Source organism: Xenorhabdus sp. NBAII XenSa04 (assembly GCF_963866145.1).
Classification (GTDB): domain Bacteria; phylum Pseudomonadota; class Gammaproteobacteria; order Enterobacterales; family Enterobacteriaceae; genus Xenorhabdus; species Xenorhabdus indica.
Genome location: NZ_CAWMEB010000135.1, coordinates 19,039 through 37,341, shown reverse-complemented (window position 1 = coordinate 37,341; position 18,303 = coordinate 19,039). Strand labels below are relative to the sequence as shown.

The following is an 18,303-nucleotide window of genomic DNA, read 5'->3' as shown; positions in this document are numbered from 1 at the left end:
AAGGCTAGCCCAAGGGAGATTGAGCTAGCCAAGGAGGTGGTTCCTAGTCTTACAGTGAAACTTTTTTAGTTCTTCATTTTTCAGAACTGATAATACGAGAAATAAAATAGTATTGATGTGATCTGTTTCTAAAAAAATGGAACTATTTCTTTAAAATCCATGCCAGATTATTTTAAAGGATCCATTTTAATATGCGGTGCTCTGGTATTACTTCCTTTGAGATTGCGGATCAACAGAGCAAAATTCAGTTCAATTTCTACCGGAACAGACAGATAAACGATGTGACCATCTCCCGGCGCGACTTCGATGGACTGGCCTTTTTTATTTGTCATTGATGTCAATATAAAGTTGATATTGCCCGCAGGGGTCATAACTTCAAGGCTGTCACCAACGAGGAATTTGTTTTTTACTGCCACCTCTGCCAGGCCATTGACCCGGTTGCCGGTAAATTCTCCGACAAATTGCTGTGTGTCCGATACTGAATAACCATATTCATAAGTCTGGTAAGCATCGTGAGTATGACGGCGCAGAAAGCCTTCTGTATAACCTCGATGCGCCAAACCTTCCAATGTACTCATTAATGTAGGATCGAAAGGTTTGTTAGCCACTGCATCATCAATGGCACGGCGATATACCTGAGCAGTACGGGCACAATAGTAGAAAGATTTTGTGCGGCCTTCTATTTTCAATGAATGAACGCCCATTTTGGTCAGTCGTTCTACATGCTCAATTGCGCGTAAATCCTTAGAGTTCATAATATAGGTGCCATGTTCATCTTCAAATGCACTCATATACTCACCGGGACGCTTGGCTTCTTCGATCATAAATACTTTGTCTGTCGGGGCACCTTCTCCCAGAGTTGGCTCCACATTTTTAACCGCAATATTTTTGACTGGGATGGGATCGTGAATATGGACGATATTTCCGACTTCATCTTCTTTTCCTTCCTGCACATTATATTCCCAGCGGCAGGCGTTGGTGCAGGTGCCTTGATTGGGGTCACGTTTGTTGATATAGCCTGATAACAGGCAGCGTCCAGAATAGGCCATACAGAGTGCGCCATGAACAAAAACTTCAAGCTCCATTTCAGGGACCTGCTGACGGACTTCGGCAATTTCTTCCAGTGAAAGCTCACGGGAGAGAATGACTCGTGTTAATCCCATTTGTTTCCAGAACTTAACTGTCGCCCAGTTAACGGTATTCGCTTGTACAGAAAGGTGAATATCCATCTCAGGAAAGGCTTCACGTACCATCATAATTAAGCCCGGATCGGACATAATCAATGCATCAGGCCCCATCTCAATCACAGGTTTTAAGTCGTGAATAAAGGTTTTTAGTTTTGCATTATGCGGTGCGATATTCACTACGACATAAAAACGCTTGCCCAATGCATGCGCTTCTTTAATTCCTTGAGCCAGTGTTTCATGATTAAATTCGTTGTTACGAACACGAAGGCTGTACCGGGGCTGGCCGGCATAAATGGCGTCCGCGCCATAGGCAAAGGCATAGCGCATGTTTTTCAAGGAGCCGGCGGGAGAAAGTAGTTCTGGAATAAACATATTATTAACGTTCTCAGTCTGAGTTCAAATCAGACCTTACCCTATCTGTTTATCATTACTAAGGGTAAGGTTAAAGGAGAAGGATTTTAGCGCTTATTCCGCTGATGACACAAATTTATTGTGGAAAATAGGGGGAAATAGAAATGGGAAAAGAGTCATAAACGCGCCGTTAATACGGCACAGTTAATTAATTACGTTTAGTCAAATCCCGTACTTTATCTGTTGTTCCGATCTTCATGACAGACTGTATACCTTTCTTCATCGCGGTTTCATTCCCATAATATTCACTGATACCAATAACCTGGTGATTTCTTGCCTTTAAGACAAAATAGCTTTTGCCAGACTTATTCTTTCTTACTTCATGACGAGTTTTGTCCGGAGAGTTGACCTGTACCGAGTAGATTCCTTTATTAGCAGCCGCTTTGGTGGTGTACATTTCACTGCTGAGAATAATGTCACCGTTTGCTGCTACCAGATTGAAATAAAATTGCCCGTTCTTTGCTTTCTTAAGATCATAATGCCCGGTAGCCATAAGAAATTCTCCTGATTGGGTAATTATCAGCTTAAGTTTAGCTTGAAATTTATTCAGGTGAATTTTTTAACAAAAATTAGGGTCACATCAGACGGCAAATTTCGGCTTCCCATCGGTATCCCAAGCCATAAATCGAGCGAATAAAAGATTTATCTTCATCTAATTGTTCTAATTTTCTACGTAAGTTTTTGATATGGCTATCGATAGTGCGATCATTAACGATACGATGATCGTTATAGAGATTATTCAGTAGTTGATCACGGGAAAAGACCCGCCCAGGCTGGCTGGATATTATCTTAAGTAACCGGAATTCAACTGGTGTCAGATCCAGAACCCGTTCAAGATAGCGAGCTTGAAAATGATTTTCATCAATTGTCAGAGCCCCTTGTTCGCTAATGATATCTTGTGGGCGATAACAGCGACGTAAAATCGTTTTCACTCTGGCAACTATTTCTCGTGGGCTATAAGGCTTACAAACATAATCATCCGCACCGATTTCCAGCCCTAACAAGCGGTCAATCTCCTCTGTTTTGGCTGTCATCATAATAATGGGAATATCAGAAAATTTGCGGATTTCCCTACAGATTGACAAACCATCAAGCCCAGGCAGCATAAGATCGAGCAGGATAATATCGGGTTGGTGTTGCTGGACATGAGCAATCACTTCATCACCACGTACCAACCATTGTGTTTGATAATTTGCAGTTTGTAGATAATCGACAAGTAATTGTCCCAGTTTGGGTTCATCTTCCACGATCAGAACGGTATATTGTGGACTCATTATTCTTATATTCAGTGTCTTATATTCAGCGTCTTATGTTCAGAAAATTTGGCCAGAGGTAATTCTACGTGAATTCTAAGACCACCTAAAGGTGATATTTCTGCCTGGATAAGACCATTGTGTGCTTCAATGATATTATAACAGATCGCCAGACCTAAACCCGAACCACCGCTGGCACGGTTGCGGGAAGATTCGCAGCGATAGAAGCGTTCAAAAATACGTTGGCATTGCTCAGCAGTCAAGCCGGGAGCGCTATCCTGCCAGTTCAGCCCCCATTTTTGCTGATCTATATATCCGCAAATAACGACTTTTCCGTAATCAGCGGTATAACGTAAGCTATTTTCCAGTAAATTCTGAAATAACTGTGTTAATCGCTTGGGATCGGCAAATAATAGGGTGTCTTCTGGTAAATGTAGTTCCAGAGTAATCTGTTTATCAGCAAAACGCCCCTGATAAGCAGCCACAGCTATTTTCAGTAGTTCATCGACATTTATTAGTTCTTTCCGGTAAGCCAGAGAGCCCCGATCTGATAGGGATAACAAATGCAAATCATCCACTAGTTTTGTCAGGATAGTAACTTCGGTCAGTAAAGAATGGATAGTTGCTTGTGTCGGTTGTCGAACACCATCTTGCAAAGCTTCCAGCTCACCGCGCAAAATAGAGAGTGGAGTACGTAATTCGTGGGAGATATCTGCCATGTGATCCTGACGCATCTGTTCATTTTTTTCTAATGTACAAGCCAGAAGATTAAAATCTGATGCCAGTTGACCAATCTCATCTTTGCTGGATACTGCTACACGGATACTAAAATCACCGGAAGCCAGTTTATGTGTTCCTTCTACCAGTCGTTTAACCGGTTTCAGAAATCCACGGGATAAGAAAAAAGTTGCTATCAAGGCCAACAGAGTGGAAAAGCCGGCGATAATCCAACTGGTCACTTGTTGTTGGCTGGCGAAACTGATATCAGCTTGACGGGTAATTTTGTCAGAAGCACTGACAATTACCCAACCAACAACGTCATTTTGATAAATCACAGGCTTGCGATAGGTTTCTTCAGACATATTATCCGCATGGCCCACTAAACGATTCATATGGCGATCAACAACCCAGAACTGAGTACGCCAATTGTGGGGGGATAACTTCTGGTGGTTGTTACTGCTCTGTTCAATATCACGGATAATCTGAAAAATAACGCGATCATTTTTGGTCAGGAAATCCCAATTACCGTATTGCTGGTACTGTTCTGTCAATGCTTCTGCCAGCATGTTGGCCCGCATTTGGCTATTTTGTTTGATATAACCAATGAATCCATGTTGGAAACTGAGGCGAATCCCCCAGTGCATTGTTACTAGTACCAGCATACAGGTAGCAAAAATTGCCAGAAATAATTTTCCGCTGATCCCTATCCCTGTTTTCATCCTGAATTTCACGATGGCTTTATTCTCTGAAATTTTGCTGCTCTGTGTTGGCGCCATTTTTCACGTAGTTGGTCAAAAAACAGATAGACCACAGGTGTGGTATATAACGTAAGAAGCTGGCTCATTACCAGACCACCAACAATGGTAATTCCCAGAGGATGGCGTAATTCAGCACCATCACCGTTACTCAGTACCAAAGGCAGAGCCCCGAATAAGGCTGAAAGTGTAGTCATCATGATCGGCCGGAACCTTAACAAACTGGCCTGAAATATTGCTTCTTGGGCACTTAACCGACCATTTCGCTGAGCTTCAAGAGCAAAATCCACCATAATAATGGCATTTTTCTTCACAATGCCAATCAGCAGCATAATCCCAATCATGGCGATCAGACTAAAAGGAGTATTGAAGAGCACCAATGCCAGCAAGGCTCCGACTCCCGCAGAAGGCAGCGTGGAAAGAATGGTCAGAGGATGAATATAGCTTTCATAAAGTACGCCTAGCACCAGATAAACAGTAATAATCGCCGCAAGGATCACCAATAACTGAGAACGCTGACTTTCTTCAAATTTTTGCACTGTACCAGTAAAAGAAAGACGTACTGTCGATGGAACACCGAGTTCTGTCATTGTGCGTTCTATTACTCTGGTTGCATCAGACATCGTATAACCTTCCGCGATGTCGAAGGAGATCATAGAAGCGGCTGAAAGCCCTTGGTGATAAACATCTAATGGGGCATTGGTTGGTCGCCAGCTTGCAAAATAAGAGAGTGGGATACGTTTTCCTTCTTTATTGATAACAAAAATTTTCTCTAAAGAGCTGGCATCCTGATTATATTCAGGTGCGACTTCCATCACTACTTTGTATTGGTTCATTGGTTGATAAATGGTTGAAATCGGTTGTTGTCCAAAAGCGTTGCCGAGCAAACTATTAGCTTGAGCGACACTAATGCCGAGGCGAGCCATCAGATCACGATCATAGGTGATGGTGAGTTCGGAACCTTTACTGTCATCGTCCGAATTTATTCCTGTCAATTGCGGTACTTTCTTCAGGGCCTTTTGGATAATAGGTGTCCATTTGCGAAGTTCAGAAAAATCATCTGACAGCAAAGTAAATTGATAAATAGATCTGGCGTTACCTCCGCCTCCGCCAGAGCTGAGATCCTGAATAGGTATCAAATAAAGTTCTGCACCCGGCTCGCGGGATAATTTTTTCCTTAAACGGGTTATGACTTGTTCGATATTCTCTGTTCGTTCACTCAATGGTTTTAAGCCCATAAATATAAAACCAACATTGATGCTGCTTCCACCTGTAAATCCTGTAATATTTTCAACAGTTGGGTCTGCATTGATAACCCCTATGAAATATTCCATTTTTTTACGCATGGCCTGAAATGAAATGCTTTGATCAGCAACAACAAAGCCTATTAATTGGCCTGTATCTTGTCTGGGGAAAAAGGTTTTTGGAATACTGATATAAAGCCAGACATTCAACGCAATAATCCCAACCAGTGTTAATAAAACCCAACGAGTATGGTTAAGTATCCATTTTAATGAGCGTCCATAGTATTGCTGAAGTCTCAGTAAAACTTTGCCGAAACCGCGGGTTTTTTTTAGTGATTTTTCCGGTGAAGATTTCAATAAATGAGCGCACATCATCGGCGTTAAAGTCAGGGAAACCAGCAGTGAAATACCTATCGCGGTTGCGAGCGTAACAGCAAAATCAAGGAATAGTCTGCCAAGTAACTCATCTATCAGTATAAGGGGTATAAAGACAGCAACGAGTGAAAGGCTCATAGCAAGAACAGTAAAACCGACTTCTCTTACTCCCTTAAGAGCGGCTTGTGCTGGTTTCAACCCGGCTTCCAGATGACGGGAAATATTTTCCAGTACCACAATGGCATCATCGACGACGAAACCCGTAGCAATGGTCAGTGCCATCAATGAGAGGTTATTCAGGCTGAAACCACATAAGTACATAGCCGTAAACGTACCAATCAATGATACCGGAACTGCAATTGCCGGGATAAGAGTGGCACGTCCTGAACGTAGGAATAGAAAAACAACCAGGATCACCAGAGCGACGGCAACGGCAAGTGCCCGTTCCACTTCATGCAGGGATGCCCGAATAGGGGGAGAGCGATCCTGTACAACATTTAGCTGAATATTAGCGGGTATTGATGCTCGCAGGGCCGGGAGTTCAGCACGAATTTTCTTGATGGTTTCAATGATATTTGCACTTGATTCCCGCCGGATAATCAGCGCAATAGCGGGGCCATTGCCGGACATTCCCGCTGCACGGGTATCTTCGACTGAATCTTTGACCGTTGCGACATCTTTTAAACGAACGGGTGAGCCATTACGGTAGTGCACAATAATGGAAGCATAATTGTCCGCTTGCTTGATTTCATCGTTGGTTTGTATTTGCCAGCTTTGTTTATCTGTATCAACGTGCCCTGTTGGGCGTCTGACATTCGCCTTGTTGATAGTTTCGCGAATATTATCAAGAGACACACCCTGATTAAATAAGGCATTGGGATTCAGTTCGACCCGTATTGCGGGTAGTGAACTACCTGCAACTCTAACTTGGCTGACACCTTCTATTTGTGAAATCTTTTGGGCAAGATGTGTTGAGGCGATATCATACAATTGCCCTTCACCATAACTATCTGATGTCAAAGTCAGAATCATGATTGGGGCAGAAGCAAGATTTGCCTTATGGTAGGTTGGGCGGCTTGGCATCCCCGAAGGTAACAGGCTTTCCGCTGCATTGATAGCTGCCTGTACATCCCGTGCTGCCCCATTAATATCCCGGCTCAGTTCAAATTCCAGAGAAATATCACTGGAACCTAATGAACTGCTGGAATTCATCTCTTTAATACCCGCAATTCTGCCGAGTGAACGTTCTAATGGGGTGGTGACGGAAGAAGCCATCGTTTCCGGTGATGCTCCGGGCATTGAAGCAGAAACTGTAATCACTGGAAAATCAACTTGCGGTAATGGTGATACTGGCAACAGGGTGAAGCTAACAGCACCAAATAGCGTAATGGCTACGCTTAATAGTGTGGTTGCGACAGGCCGCTGGATAAATAAGGCGAAAAATTTCACAGCGGCTCCTGATGGTCAGTAGAAGAATGCGCTAATTTTGTTTGATCATCATTCTGTTGCTTAGGATTACTCTTATACTTGTATTTATTCTTGTAATAGTGCCCTAGCCGATCAAATAGCAGATAAATAACAGGTGTTGTAAACAAGGTCAGGATCTGGCTCATAATCAATCCGCCTACCATACTAACCCCCAAAGGACGGCGCAGTTCAGCTCCAATTCCGTTGCTGAGCATTAATGGTAATGCCCCCAATAGTGCAGCCATCGTTGTCATTAATATTGGCCTGAAACGGAAGAGGCAGGCTTGAAAAATGGCATCATAGGGTGACATTCCGTTTTCCCGTTCTGCTACTAAGGCAAAATCAATCATCATGATGGCGTTCTTCTTCACAATACCAATCAGCAAAATAATCCCAATGATGGCAATAACATCCAGTTCATAGCCACCTAGTATTAAAGCCAATAATGCTCCGACGCCAGCAGTGGGGAGTGTTGACAGGATAGTTACCGGATGAATAAAGCTTTCATACAGTATGCCAAGCACAATGTACATCGCAACGACAGCAGCCAATATCAGCAATAAGGTACTACTCAGTGCATTCTGGAATGCCAATGTTGCTCCCTGAAACTGTGTGTTGATATCGTTTGGTATATTAATTGCGCGTTCTGTTTCCTTTACTGCATTAACTGCTGCTTCCAGAGAAGTATTTGGTGCAACATTGAATGAAAAAGTGGTAGCAGGAAATTGTTGCAGATGATTGATGGATAAATAACCTAATTGTTGTTTCACTGTAGCGATAGCGGTTAGGGGTACTATCTTGCCATCAGCGCTAATAAGACGGACATCATTGAGTGCATCAAGACCGGGTGAATGCGTTGTATCCTGCTCCAGCACGACGCGGTATTGATTCGCCTGTGTGTAAATGGTCGAAATTAACCTTTGGCCAAAAGCGCTATACAGTGTGTTATCAATATCAGCCATAGAAATACCTAGCCGACTGGCCATATCGCGATTCACATCAATATAAGCGACTAACCCCCTGTTTTGCCAATCATTACTGATATCAACCAATTCAGGACGCTTTTTTAGTGCTTCCTGTAATTTTGGAACCCAGACACTGAGTTCATCAAGAGAAGTAGCCTGTAAAGTAAATTGATATTGGGTACGGGAAACCTGAGTATCAATTGTCAGATCTTGAGTCGGTTGTAGATACAAGGTTACATCGGGGACTTTGGCCACTTGAGCTTGCAGGCGGGGAATAATTTCTTCAATTCTATCGTCACGCTGATCGAAAGATTTAAGCGTGATTTGCAAACGACCATTATTCAATGTTGAGTTACTACCATCAACACCAATAAACGTAGTTACATTCTTCACAGCCGGATCCTTTAGTAACAATGAAGTTACCTGACGCTGTTTGTCTGCCATGGCGCTGAAAGAGATGGATTGTGGTGCTTCCAGTGTTCCCTGAATTAATCCATTATCCTGCAATGGGAAAAATCCTTTTGGGATCACGATATAGAGCAGAGCAGTTAAAGCCAGAGTACTGAGTGTAACACCGAGTGTTATCCAAGGATGGTTCAGGACACGTTTTAGCCATGTGCCATATATCGCAATTATCCACTCAAAGAAACGTTCACAGGCTTGCTCAAAGCGATTATGTTTAACATCCGTTTCTGCTTTCAGCATTTTTGCGCACATCATTGGTGTCAGTGTCAGTGAAACTACGGCTGAAATTAAAATCGCCACCGCTAGTGTAATTGCAAACTCCCGGAATAAACGACCGACAATATCTCCCATAAATAGCAGAGGGATCAGAACGGCAATCAAAGAAAAAGTCAGTGAAATAATGGTAAAACCGATTTCACCGGCTCCCTTCAATGCGGCAGCCAGCGGCTTTTCTCCCCGCTCAATATGGCGGGAAATATTTTCGATAACCACAATGGCATCATCAACGACAAAACCTGTTGCGATGGTTAATGCCATCAAGGTGAGGTTATTGACGGAAAAACCACAAAAGTACATCACCGCAAATGTGCCGATCAGGGAAAGTGGCACTGAAATGCTTGGGATCAGGGTGGCAATTGTATTGCGTAAAAACAGGTAAATCACCATCACAACCAATGCAATTGCCAGCAACAACTCAAATTGCACATCCTTAACTGAAGAGCGGATTGTGACAGTTCGGTCAGTCAGAACATCTACATTCACTGACTTAGGCAGGTTGCTGATCAACTCTGGCAGCATGGAACGAATATTATCAGTCGTTTCAATGACATTAGCACCCGGCTGACGTTGGACATTAATAACAATAGCGGGTTTTTCATTTGCCCAAGCGCCCAGTTTGGTATTCTCTGCACCTTGTTCAATGGTTGCAACATCCCGCAGGCGGATCGGAGCCCCATTTTTATAGGCCACAATTAAATTGCGGTATTCGTCAATGGACTTCATTTGATCATTGGCAGACAAAGTGATCGAACGGGTCGGGCCATCAAAACTGCCTTTTGGTGAATTTACATTCGCACTTACAATTGCATTGCTGATGGTACGACTATCTAACCCTTGTGCAGCGATAGCCTGTGCATTTAACTTCACACGCACAGCAGGGCGCTGTCCTCCAGCCAGAGTGACTAAACCTACACCACCGATTTGAGAAATGCGTTGAGCAACGCGAGTTTCCACCATATCCTGAACCTCTGTCATCGGCAGGGAATCAGACGTTACGGCCAGTGTTAAGATAGGCGGATCAGCCGGATTGACCTTACTGTAAATTGGCGGATAGGGCAGGTCATCGGGTAATAAATTAATGGTTGAATTAATGGCGGCCTGTACATCCTGCTCCGCTACATCCAATGGCAAGGAGAGCTGGAATACCAGTGTAATAACAGAAGCGCCCCCGGAACTTTGCGATGCCATCTGCTTCAAACCGGATATTTGCCCGAATCTGCGTTCTAATGGTGCTGTTATAGCAGAAGTCATTACGTCAGGGTTAGCACCGGGATAGAGCGTAATAACCTGAATAGTAGGATAATCTACTTGTGGCAATGCAGAAACTGGTAGCATCCGGTAGCCGATAATACCAGAAAGCAATATTGCAATCATAAACAGTGTGGTTGCTACCGGACGCAAGATAAACAAGCGGGACGGGCCGCCCCCTGCTATTGGAGAACCAGAAAGCATTAAGTATTCTCCACTTTACTGTTTGACTGATCAGAGTTATTGCTGTTATCTGACTCTGGTTTTAGGGGCTTAACAATCTCGATAATAGCACCTTCTGTCAACTGATCAGTACCATCTGTAACAACCCGGTCACCGACGGACAAACTGTTGTTAATAACAACTAATTCGGTGTTTTGCAATCCGATAGTCACCTTATGTTTACTGACTTTATTATCTTTATCCACCATCCAGACAAAATAACCTTCACTACTCATCTGTAATGCAGCACTTGGGATCACAATGGCATTGTTGAGTGTATTCACTTTGATCTGAATATTGACAAACTGATTTGGAAACAACGCATTATCCTGATTATTGAATTGTGCTTTCATTTTGATGGTGCCGGTAGCAACATCAATTTGGTTGTCAATACTGAGTAATTTGCCTTGTGCCAGTTGTAACTGGTTATTGCGATCCCAGGCGATAACAGCGAGTTCTTTATTGCTCTTTTGTGCCTTCAGTATAGTGCTGAGATCATTTTCAGGCAGGGAAAACACCACATCGATAGGGTTGATACGTGTGATGACCACAATCGGATTTTCTCCTCCGGAAGAGACATAATTACCAACATCTATCCGTTTCAGACCGACACGACCTGAAATAGGGGCAATAATGCGGCTATAGGTTAATTGCAGTTTCTGTTCATCAATATCTGCCTGATCAGTTTTTAGGGCGGCCTGATACTGGCGTACTAAGGAAAACTGCTTATCCAAATCTTGTTGAGTAATTAATTTGTTTTTTGCCAATTGCTGATAACGAGCTAAATTCTGTTTAGCATCAGCCAGTATCGCTTGATCTTTGACATATTGCCCTTGTGCTTTTGCTAGCCTGACCTGAAAAGGACGGGGATCAATTTCCGCCAGTAAATCGCCTTTTTTGACAAGTTGGCCTTCATTAAAATGCAGAGCAATTAATTGCCCATTCACAAGGCTGGTAACATTTACGGTATCAGCAGCCTGAACTGTTCCTAACCCTCCCAGATAATGGGGGACAGACTCTATTTTAACAGTAGCCACTTGAACGGGTTGAGGAGGAATAAGGTGCGAATTTTTCTGCAATGCTGACACTTGTGCTGATTTTTCTCCCGATGTGGCTGATTTTTTAAAATAGTTCCATGTAAAAAAAGCAGCCGCGGCAATAACGGCTAACACAGCAAACCCAAAAAAGTAGGTACGACATTTATTGCTCATATATTCGATATTCTCTTCATATTGTGCCGATAATCAGTCACACGCATCTTATGCTAAATCAGTGTAAATATATATTTAATTAGTGTACTTGGAGAGAAATAGCCAATCATGGAGAAAATGTGGAAATTATGTCAATGAAATAAATACTATTGTTAGCTGAGCGTAAAAGCTGAATTTTTAAGTTTCCGTGAGAAGTGCTAAAGGGTCTAACGTAACCTGCTTTCATAAGGGAGACTTGTTAGCATTTAGCTGGTGAATGGGACAGGGATTAACCCGACGACCTAAAAAAGGAAATAGAGGATGGCATTGAAAAATATTGTATAAAAGCAAAAATGTCACAGAAAAAACTAAAAGATAAATACAAATGTGGCATGCAGAAAATAATCAATAAATACGATATATTATCAGAGGTGATAAAGGGGGATAATGAAAATAAAAACTGAACCAAATGTATTTAAAATATTGTTCAATGAAATAGTACTATAAATTATGGATGTTAAAGAAATCCTTAGTCAATTATTGAGTAAAGTGCGTATCTTGTCTTGTTTTTCGTTGATATAATATTCCATAATCGCTGGTAAAATGAATGGTTAAAGTTAACAGCAATAAATATGGTTTGTCTGTAAACGTTATTGTTTAGTGACTTTAATCACATTTTTTCTTGGAAAACAATAGCTTTTCAAAACAGGCTAGACGCGATTAATAGTACTTTCAAACTTAATCAAAACAGGAAGTTATTATGGCTAATATGATCTATTTAACCTTGCAAGGAGACAAACAAGGGTTGATTTCACAAGGTTGTTCTTCGGTTGAGTCCATCGGAAATAAATATCAGACTGGTCATGAAGATGAAATCTTTGTATTGAATCTGCATCATTCTATTCATAGAGAACAAAATGTTAACCATAGTCCAATTGTGTTTGTAAAGCCACAAGATAAATCATCACCGTTATTAATGATGGCAATTTCAAATAATGAAAATTTGAATCTGAAATTTGATTTTTATCGCACTTCACAATTAGGATCTCAGGAGCTCTATTATTCAATTGAATGTCGTGATGCGACAATCATTGAATTGTCACCAAACTATCCGCATAGTATTAACCATGCGGAATCACAACCGGAAGAAATTGTCTCTATTAAATATAAAGATATTATCTGTCGTCATCATATGGCAGGAACATCTGGATATAGTGTCTGGGACGAAAGAGTGTATTGATAATTTGCAAAAACGCCGATTATTTAATCGGCGTTTTCCTGAATACAGAGTTTCTTAAATGTCGGTGAACTCATTAAACCAAAAATAGCGTTGCCAATCCCAAAAAAATAAAGAAACCGCCGGTATCAGTAATTGCAGTAATCATAACACTGGAACCAATCGCAGGATCTCTGCCTAACTTCATCATAATAAAAGGTATCAAGACCCCCATCAAGGCAGCCATCAGCAAGTTTAGTATCATTGCCATTGTCATTACGCCACCCATTGCAAGGTCATCATAGAGCACATAAGTGACAATACCCATAATGCCTCCCCAAATAACACCGTTTATCAGAGCAACACCAAGTTCCCTCAATAAAAGATAAGGGAAACTCCCTGTTTGGATTTGGTGGAGAGCCAATGCCCGTACGATCATGGTGATAGTCTGATTACCGGTATTGCCCCCGATGCCTGCTACAATAGGCATTAAAGTGGCAAGAGCCACGAGTTGGGAAATAGTATGTTCAAACAGGCCGATAACACGTGAAGCGACAAACGCTGTGCACAAATTAATAGCAAGCCAAGTCCAGCGGGTTTTTACTGCCTGCCCAACCGGTGCGAAGACATCTTCTTCGCGGCTCAAACCACCCATACGTCGGATATTGGTATCCGTTTCTTCGCTTAAAGTATCAACAATATCTTCGACAGTCAGACGACCCATCAAACGCCCGTTACTGTCCACTACCGCAGCAGAAATCAGGTCATAACGTTCGAACGCACTGGCAGCATCTTCGCCTTTTTGTTCAGGCAGAAAAGTGACGGTATCTATATTCATCACCTCAGCTACAAGTTTATCCGGTGCATTGATTAGCAAAGTCGTAAGCAGAAGTTCTCCCTGAAGGCGATTTTTACGATCAATGACAAAGATTTTATCCGTTGTTTCCGGAATAGAGCCGCGGGAACGCAGGAAACGCTGAACAGTACCGAGTGTGACATTACCTCGTACTGTCACAAATTCAAAATCCATCATCTGGCCGATACTGTCCTTATGGTACTGCAATACTTCCCGGATACGGTTACGTTGGCTAGGTTCCAGATAGGTCAGTAAACGGCGTGTTGTATCCCTGGGAAGGTGTTCAGCAATATAAGCCTGTTCATCTACGTGCAGTGTGCCAATTGCTCTGAGCAGTTCCAGATCAGACATGTCTTTGATTAGGTTATCCCAGACTGGGATAGAGGCTTCCACCAATACCTCACCACGCTGGTTATTATCAATGAGCCGCCATAAAGCAAGGCGTTCATCATAAGGTAATGCTTCCAGAATATCGGCAATATCTGCTGCATGCAGATTGGTCAGAAGGGATTTGACTTCTTCAATCTTCTCTAATAATTGGTCATCGCTGATTTTTGCGTGTGCATCAGCTTGCCCCAATAACGAATCAACGAATAGTTTATCGTCAATGAGCAGCGAAAACAGGTTCTGGCGAATGAGAGCCAGCTTTTGGGAATGTTGACTGGTGACATTCCTATTATCAGGTTTAAAGGTTGGTTGTAACATAGTCTACCTTTAATTTGTGCAAATAGTTTTGCACAAATTTGAACAAAGCTACCCAGTTTAGGGGGATATGGTGCTATTTTGTCTTAGGATTGCCATTTTGTCCCATCATATTTTGCTGATAATGTTCCAACGCCGCAGTTGATGATTCCTCTTGAATATGTAAGTGCCAACCCGCTACATCACCCCAGTAAATCTGTTCTTTCTCTAAGTCTAACTGCACCAGTACATTCTGAATTAGATAGTTTTTGGGAAGATAAAGTGTCCAGTGACCATGATCCGTTTCCAGCCTTAAAGATTCAGGAGTCGTCGTGGATTGGCGTTGATTATTCAGCAAGGTTGCTAATCTCAATATCTGGAGTATCGGAAGATATTGCTTTTTCTTGAACAGATAGAAACGGGGATGTTCATGAATTTTAACTGCTTTGCGGTGGTAACGAACCAATGTTGCCAACAATAATTGCTGTTCTTGATTAAAACCGGGTAAGTCCGTGTGTTGCAGGATATAGGCAGAATGCCGCTGTAAGCCACTCAGGTTGATGCTTAAGCCAACTTCATGGAGCATCGCTGCCCAGAGCAGAATGGCTTCCAATTGTGGTTGTACTCGTTTCGGATTTTGTGCCGCCCATTGGTCATAAAGTGTTTTGGCTGTGTTCCAGACACGGCTGGCTTGTTCCCTGTCAATATTATAGTGATCAGCAAGACTTTTGGCTGTTCTTTGACGAATATCCTGATGGCGGAAGCGATCTTCCATTTCGTAAAGAACACCTTCACGTAATGCTCCGTCAGACAAACGTAATTCTTGAATATGCAAGGCATCAAATATACCGCATAGAATAGCCAGACCCGGAACAAAAGTTTGTTTGCGATCTTCGGGTAAACCGGGTAAATCCAGAGAGTTGAAGTTTTTGTATTTTAATACCCGTTTCACCAGCATATGGAGGCGATCAGGTGTAATCAAACCATCTTTTTCACCAAATTCAATCAGTGATTCATGGACTGCTTTGATAGTCCCTGATGCTCCTAAAGCAAAATCCCAACCTTTTGTGCGGAATTGCCAGATGAGATTTTCTAGTTTTTGTTCTGCCTGAAGCCTTGCTTTGTGGAAATTATGCTCATTTACTACGCCACCAGGAAAAAACTGTCGGGAAAAACTCACACACCCCATACGGCGGCTTTCAATTAATAGAGGTTCGAAATCCTCACCAATGACCAACTCGGTGGAGCCACCACCAATATCAATCACCAGTTTACGGCCCTTTTCCGGTTGAGTATGTTCTACCCCCATGAAGATCAAACGGGCTTCTTCGTGACCGGAAATAATTTCAATGGGATAAGGAATAACCTCTTTGGCTCGTTTCAGAAATTCTTCCGCATTGGTTGCTTCCCGTAGACTATGAGTACCTACAAGACAGACATTTTCCGCAGAGAAACCCTGCAACCGCTCAGCGAATAGCGACAGGCAGTCAAGACCGCGACTGATAGATTCTTCACTTAACTCATTTTTATCATTAAGTCCATCAGCAAGGTAAACCCGTTTTTTTAGGCGCCCAATAACTTGTAATGCACCATTTACAATACGGGCGATAACCATATGAAAACTGTTAGAGCCAAGGTCAATGGTTGCAATTTCCAGCGGCTTAGGCGTTGGTTTATCGTGTTTCAACGGCATAAATTAGGCTCTTGGTTCCGGTTGTTCCAGGTTTTTCAGATAATCATAAATGGCAGTTTGTGCGCGGATTTTACGCTTATTTCCCCGTGGTACATAGCGATTGCTCAATTCTTTATCAATATAGCGCGCCTTGACTGTATCGTTAAACTGGAGTTCTAAGATATCCAATACTCGTTGTTTTAACAGGGGATCTAACAAACAAACGGCGACTTCAATACGATAATCAATATTCCGGGTCATCCAGTCTGCGGAAGAGAGGAAAATTTTTTCATTCCCTTTATTGGTGAAAACATAAACCCGATCATGTTCAAGGAAGCGATCTACAATACTGGTGACTTGAATGTTCTCACTAAAACCGGATTGATTGGGAACCAGAGAACACATACCCCGGATCAGAAGACGCACTTTGACACCCGCTTCTGAGGCATCATACAGGCGATCCACTAATTCTCTATCTACCAGGTTATTTATTTTTAAGGTAATGCCTGCCAGTTCTCCTGCTTTGGCATTTTCGATTTCTTGAGTAATTAACTTATTGAGCATCGCACGTGAATTTTGGGGCGATACCATTAAATTCTCAAATGTTACGGGACGATAAGGGTTTTCAATAAAGTTAAATACACGACGTACTTCATTGGTGACTTCTGGCTTGGCTGTTAGCAGGGAATAATCGGTATATAAGCGAGCTGTTTTTTCATTGAAATTTCCTGTACCAATATGGGCATAGCGGATAATTTCACTGCCTTCAAGGCGCGAGATGATAAACAACTTCGCGTGAATTTTCAGGCCCGGAGCAGAGAAAATCACGTGCACGCCTGCTTCAGTCAGGCGTTTTGCCCAGTGGATATTGGCCTCTTCATCAAATCGTGCCTGTAACTCCACGACTACCGTTACTTTTTTACCGTTGTGAGCCGCATGGATCATAGAATCAATAATGCGTGAGTCTTTAGCTACACGATAGATGTTAATTTTTATCGATAATACACTCGGATCGAATGATGCCTGCCGCAGTAATTCCAGCACATGCTCGAAAGTGTGATAAGGGTAATAGAGCAAAACATCTTGTTCACGGATAGCATCAAAACCATTGCGGAAATGATCAAACCAGGTATGGCGTAAGCGTGGCATTGGTTTATTCAGAAGGGTTCGATTTCCTTCATTGGGAAACTTAATAAAATCTTTGAAGTTGTGATAACGGCCACCAGCAATAACAGAGTCATCATTAGACAACCCTAACTTACTGCGTAGTAGTTCTACCATTTCATCCGGCATATCTCGTTGATAAACAAAGCGGACAGGTTCGGCCGTTAACCGTTGCTTCAGGGTTGAAGACATCAATTCCAACAAACTGGATTCCATTTCCGTTGCTAAATCGTATTCAGCATCACGGGTCATTTTCATGGAGTAAACGTTCAGTGTATCGTAATCAAAAAAACCTTTGAAAATTTCATCCAGTGTATAACGCAAAATATTATCAAGTAAAATCATTGACTTGCGTTTTTTTGGCATTTCTGGCGGCAGATTAACGAAACGGGGAACTTTGTCTGCTGGAATTTCCAGCAGGGCATATTTTGTCTCTTGTCCCCGAATAATTTCCACAGCCAGATAGGTGTAATCATCTTTCAAAAATTCAACCAGATTAGTCTCTGGATTGATAACGATAGGTGTAATATGCGGACGTAAATGTTGCCGGAAATATTGTCGCAACCAGATTTGTTGATTGGGAGATATCTGCCGTTCATTGATTAAGAAAATCTGGTTGCGCGCCATTTCTAAGAGTAAATCGTTATAGAGTTCATCAAACTCCTGATCGATTTTGGCTACTTTAGACTGGATCTTTTTGAATAATTGCCGAGCGCTGGTTGCAGAACCCCGTTCTTCGCTAATAAGAATACGACGTTTTACATCAGCAAAACGAACTTTATAAAACTCATCCAGATTATTGGAGTAGATCCCTAGAAACCTCATTCTTTCAATAAGTGGATTGCTTTTGTCAGCCGCTTCCTGAAGTACGCGTTCATTGAAAGAGAGCCAACTGAGTTCTTTTTCTGTATAGAGGCGGTCGTGGGACATTAC

11 protein-coding genes are annotated in these 18,303 nt (G+C 42.3%); 1 reads left to right on the top strand and 10 read right to left on the bottom strand.

Annotated elements, in window-relative coordinates; all coding sequences use genetic code 11:
• Positions 1–167 precede the first annotated feature (167 nt).
• From trhP to AAC147_RS06110, 7 genes are all read right to left on the bottom strand, one after another.
• A complete protein-coding gene (gene trhP, locus AAC147_RS06140; protein ID WP_047679566.1) occupies positions 168–1,559 on the bottom strand; it encodes a prephenate-dependent tRNA uridine(34) hydroxylase TrhP in 1,392 nt (463 codons plus the stop codon).
• 187 nt (positions 1,560–1,746) lie between these two features.
• Positions 1,747–2,091, bottom strand: coding sequence for a YegP family protein (locus AAC147_RS06135; RefSeq protein WP_047679564.1), 345 nt, complete (start codon positions 2,089–2,091; stop codon positions 1,747–1,749).
• A gap of 82 nt (positions 2,092–2,173) precedes the next feature.
• On the bottom strand, positions 2,174–2,872 hold the full coding sequence (gene baeR, locus AAC147_RS06130) for a two-component system response regulator BaeR (RefSeq protein WP_047679562.1): 699 nt from the start codon (positions 2,870–2,872) through the stop codon (positions 2,174–2,176).
• Between the two features lie 11 nt (positions 2,873–2,883).
• A complete protein-coding gene (gene baeS, locus AAC147_RS06125; RefSeq protein ID WP_047679560.1) occupies positions 2,884–4,290 on the bottom strand; it encodes a two-component system sensor histidine kinase BaeS in 1,407 nt (468 codons plus the stop codon).
• Positions 4,291–4,298: 8 nt separating this feature from the next.
• A complete protein-coding gene (mdtC, locus tag AAC147_RS06120; protein WP_047679558.1) occupies positions 4,299–7,394 on the bottom strand; it encodes a multidrug efflux RND transporter permease subunit MdtC in 3,096 nt (1,031 codons plus the stop codon).
• Positions 7,391–10,573, bottom strand: a complete 3,183-nt coding sequence (locus tag AAC147_RS06115) for an MdtB/MuxB family multidrug efflux RND transporter permease subunit (protein ID WP_047679556.1) — start codon at positions 10,571–10,573, stop codon at positions 7,391–7,393. The genes mdtC and AAC147_RS06115 overlap by 4 nt, the downstream gene beginning before the upstream one ends.
• Positions 10,573–11,802, bottom strand: coding sequence for an MdtA/MuxA family multidrug efflux RND transporter periplasmic adaptor subunit (locus tag AAC147_RS06110; RefSeq protein WP_047679554.1), 1,230 nt, complete (start codon positions 11,800–11,802; stop codon positions 10,573–10,575). The genes AAC147_RS06115 and AAC147_RS06110 overlap by 1 nt, the downstream gene beginning before the upstream one ends.
• A gap of 739 nt (positions 11,803–12,541) precedes the next feature.
• Here AAC147_RS06110 and AAC147_RS06105 point away from each other — a divergent pair.
• Positions 12,542–13,021 (top strand): Hcp family type VI secretion system effector, encoded by a 480-nt coding sequence (locus AAC147_RS06105; protein ID WP_047679552.1) that lies wholly within the window; start codon positions 12,542–12,544, stop codon positions 13,019–13,021.
• Between the two features lie 73 nt (positions 13,022–13,094).
• Here AAC147_RS06105 and mgtE read toward each other — a convergent pair whose 3' ends face one another.
• The 3 genes from mgtE to ppk1 all read right to left on the bottom strand — a co-directional run bounded on the left by mgtE (position 13,095) and on the right by ppk1 (position 18,300).
• Entirely contained in the window at positions 13,095–14,558 is a 1,464-nt protein-coding gene (mgtE, locus tag AAC147_RS06100) for a magnesium transporter (protein WP_047679551.1), read from the bottom strand.
• 73 nt (positions 14,559–14,631) lie between these two features.
• Positions 14,632–16,227 (bottom strand): exopolyphosphatase, encoded by a 1,596-nt coding sequence (ppx, locus tag AAC147_RS06095; protein ID WP_081988961.1) that lies wholly within the window; start codon positions 16,225–16,227, stop codon positions 14,632–14,634.
• 3 nt (positions 16,228–16,230) lie between these two features.
• On the bottom strand, positions 16,231–18,300 hold the full coding sequence (gene ppk1 / locus AAC147_RS06090) for a polyphosphate kinase 1 (RefSeq protein ID WP_047679549.1): 2,070 nt from the start codon (positions 18,298–18,300) through the stop codon (positions 16,231–16,233).
• Positions 18,301–18,303: the final 3 nt, after the last annotated feature.

What these genes read in the sequence shown, in the direction of transcription:
- trhP (WP_047679566.1), bottom strand. Translation starts at nt 1,559, where the DNA reads ATGTTTATTCCAGAACTACTTTCTCCCGCCGGCTCCTTGAAAAACATG.
- AAC147_RS06135 (WP_047679564.1), bottom strand. Translation starts at nt 2,091, where the DNA reads ATGGCTACCGGGCATTATGATCTTAAGAAAGCAAAGAACGGGCAATTT.
- baeR (WP_047679562.1), bottom strand. Translation starts at nt 2,872, where the DNA reads ATGAGTCCACAATATACCGTTCTGATCGTGGAAGATGAACCCAAACTG.
- baeS (WP_047679560.1), bottom strand. Translation starts at nt 4,290, where the DNA reads ATGAAAACAGGGATAGGGATCAGCGGAAAATTATTTCTGGCAATTTTT.
- AAC147_RS06115 (WP_047679556.1), bottom strand. Translation starts at nt 10,573, where the DNA reads ATGCTTTCTGGTTCTCCAATAGCAGGGGGCGGCCCGTCCCGCTTGTTT.
- AAC147_RS06110 (WP_047679554.1), bottom strand. Translation starts at nt 11,802, where the DNA reads ATGAGCAATAAATGTCGTACCTACTTTTTTGGGTTTGCTGTGTTAGCC.
- AAC147_RS06105 (WP_047679552.1), top strand. Translation starts at nt 12,542, where the DNA reads ATGGCTAATATGATCTATTTAACCTTGCAAGGAGACAAACAAGGGTTG.
- mgtE (WP_047679551.1), bottom strand. Translation starts at nt 14,558, where the DNA reads ATGTTACAACCAACCTTTAAACCTGATAATAGGAATGTCACCAGTCAA.
- ppx (WP_081988961.1), bottom strand. Translation starts at nt 16,227, where the DNA reads ATGCCGTTGAAACACGATAAACCAACGCCTAAGCCGCTGGAAATTGCA.
- ppk1 (WP_047679549.1), bottom strand. Translation starts at nt 18,300, where the DNA reads ATGTCCCACGACCGCCTCTATACAGAAAAAGAACTCAGTTGGCTCTCT.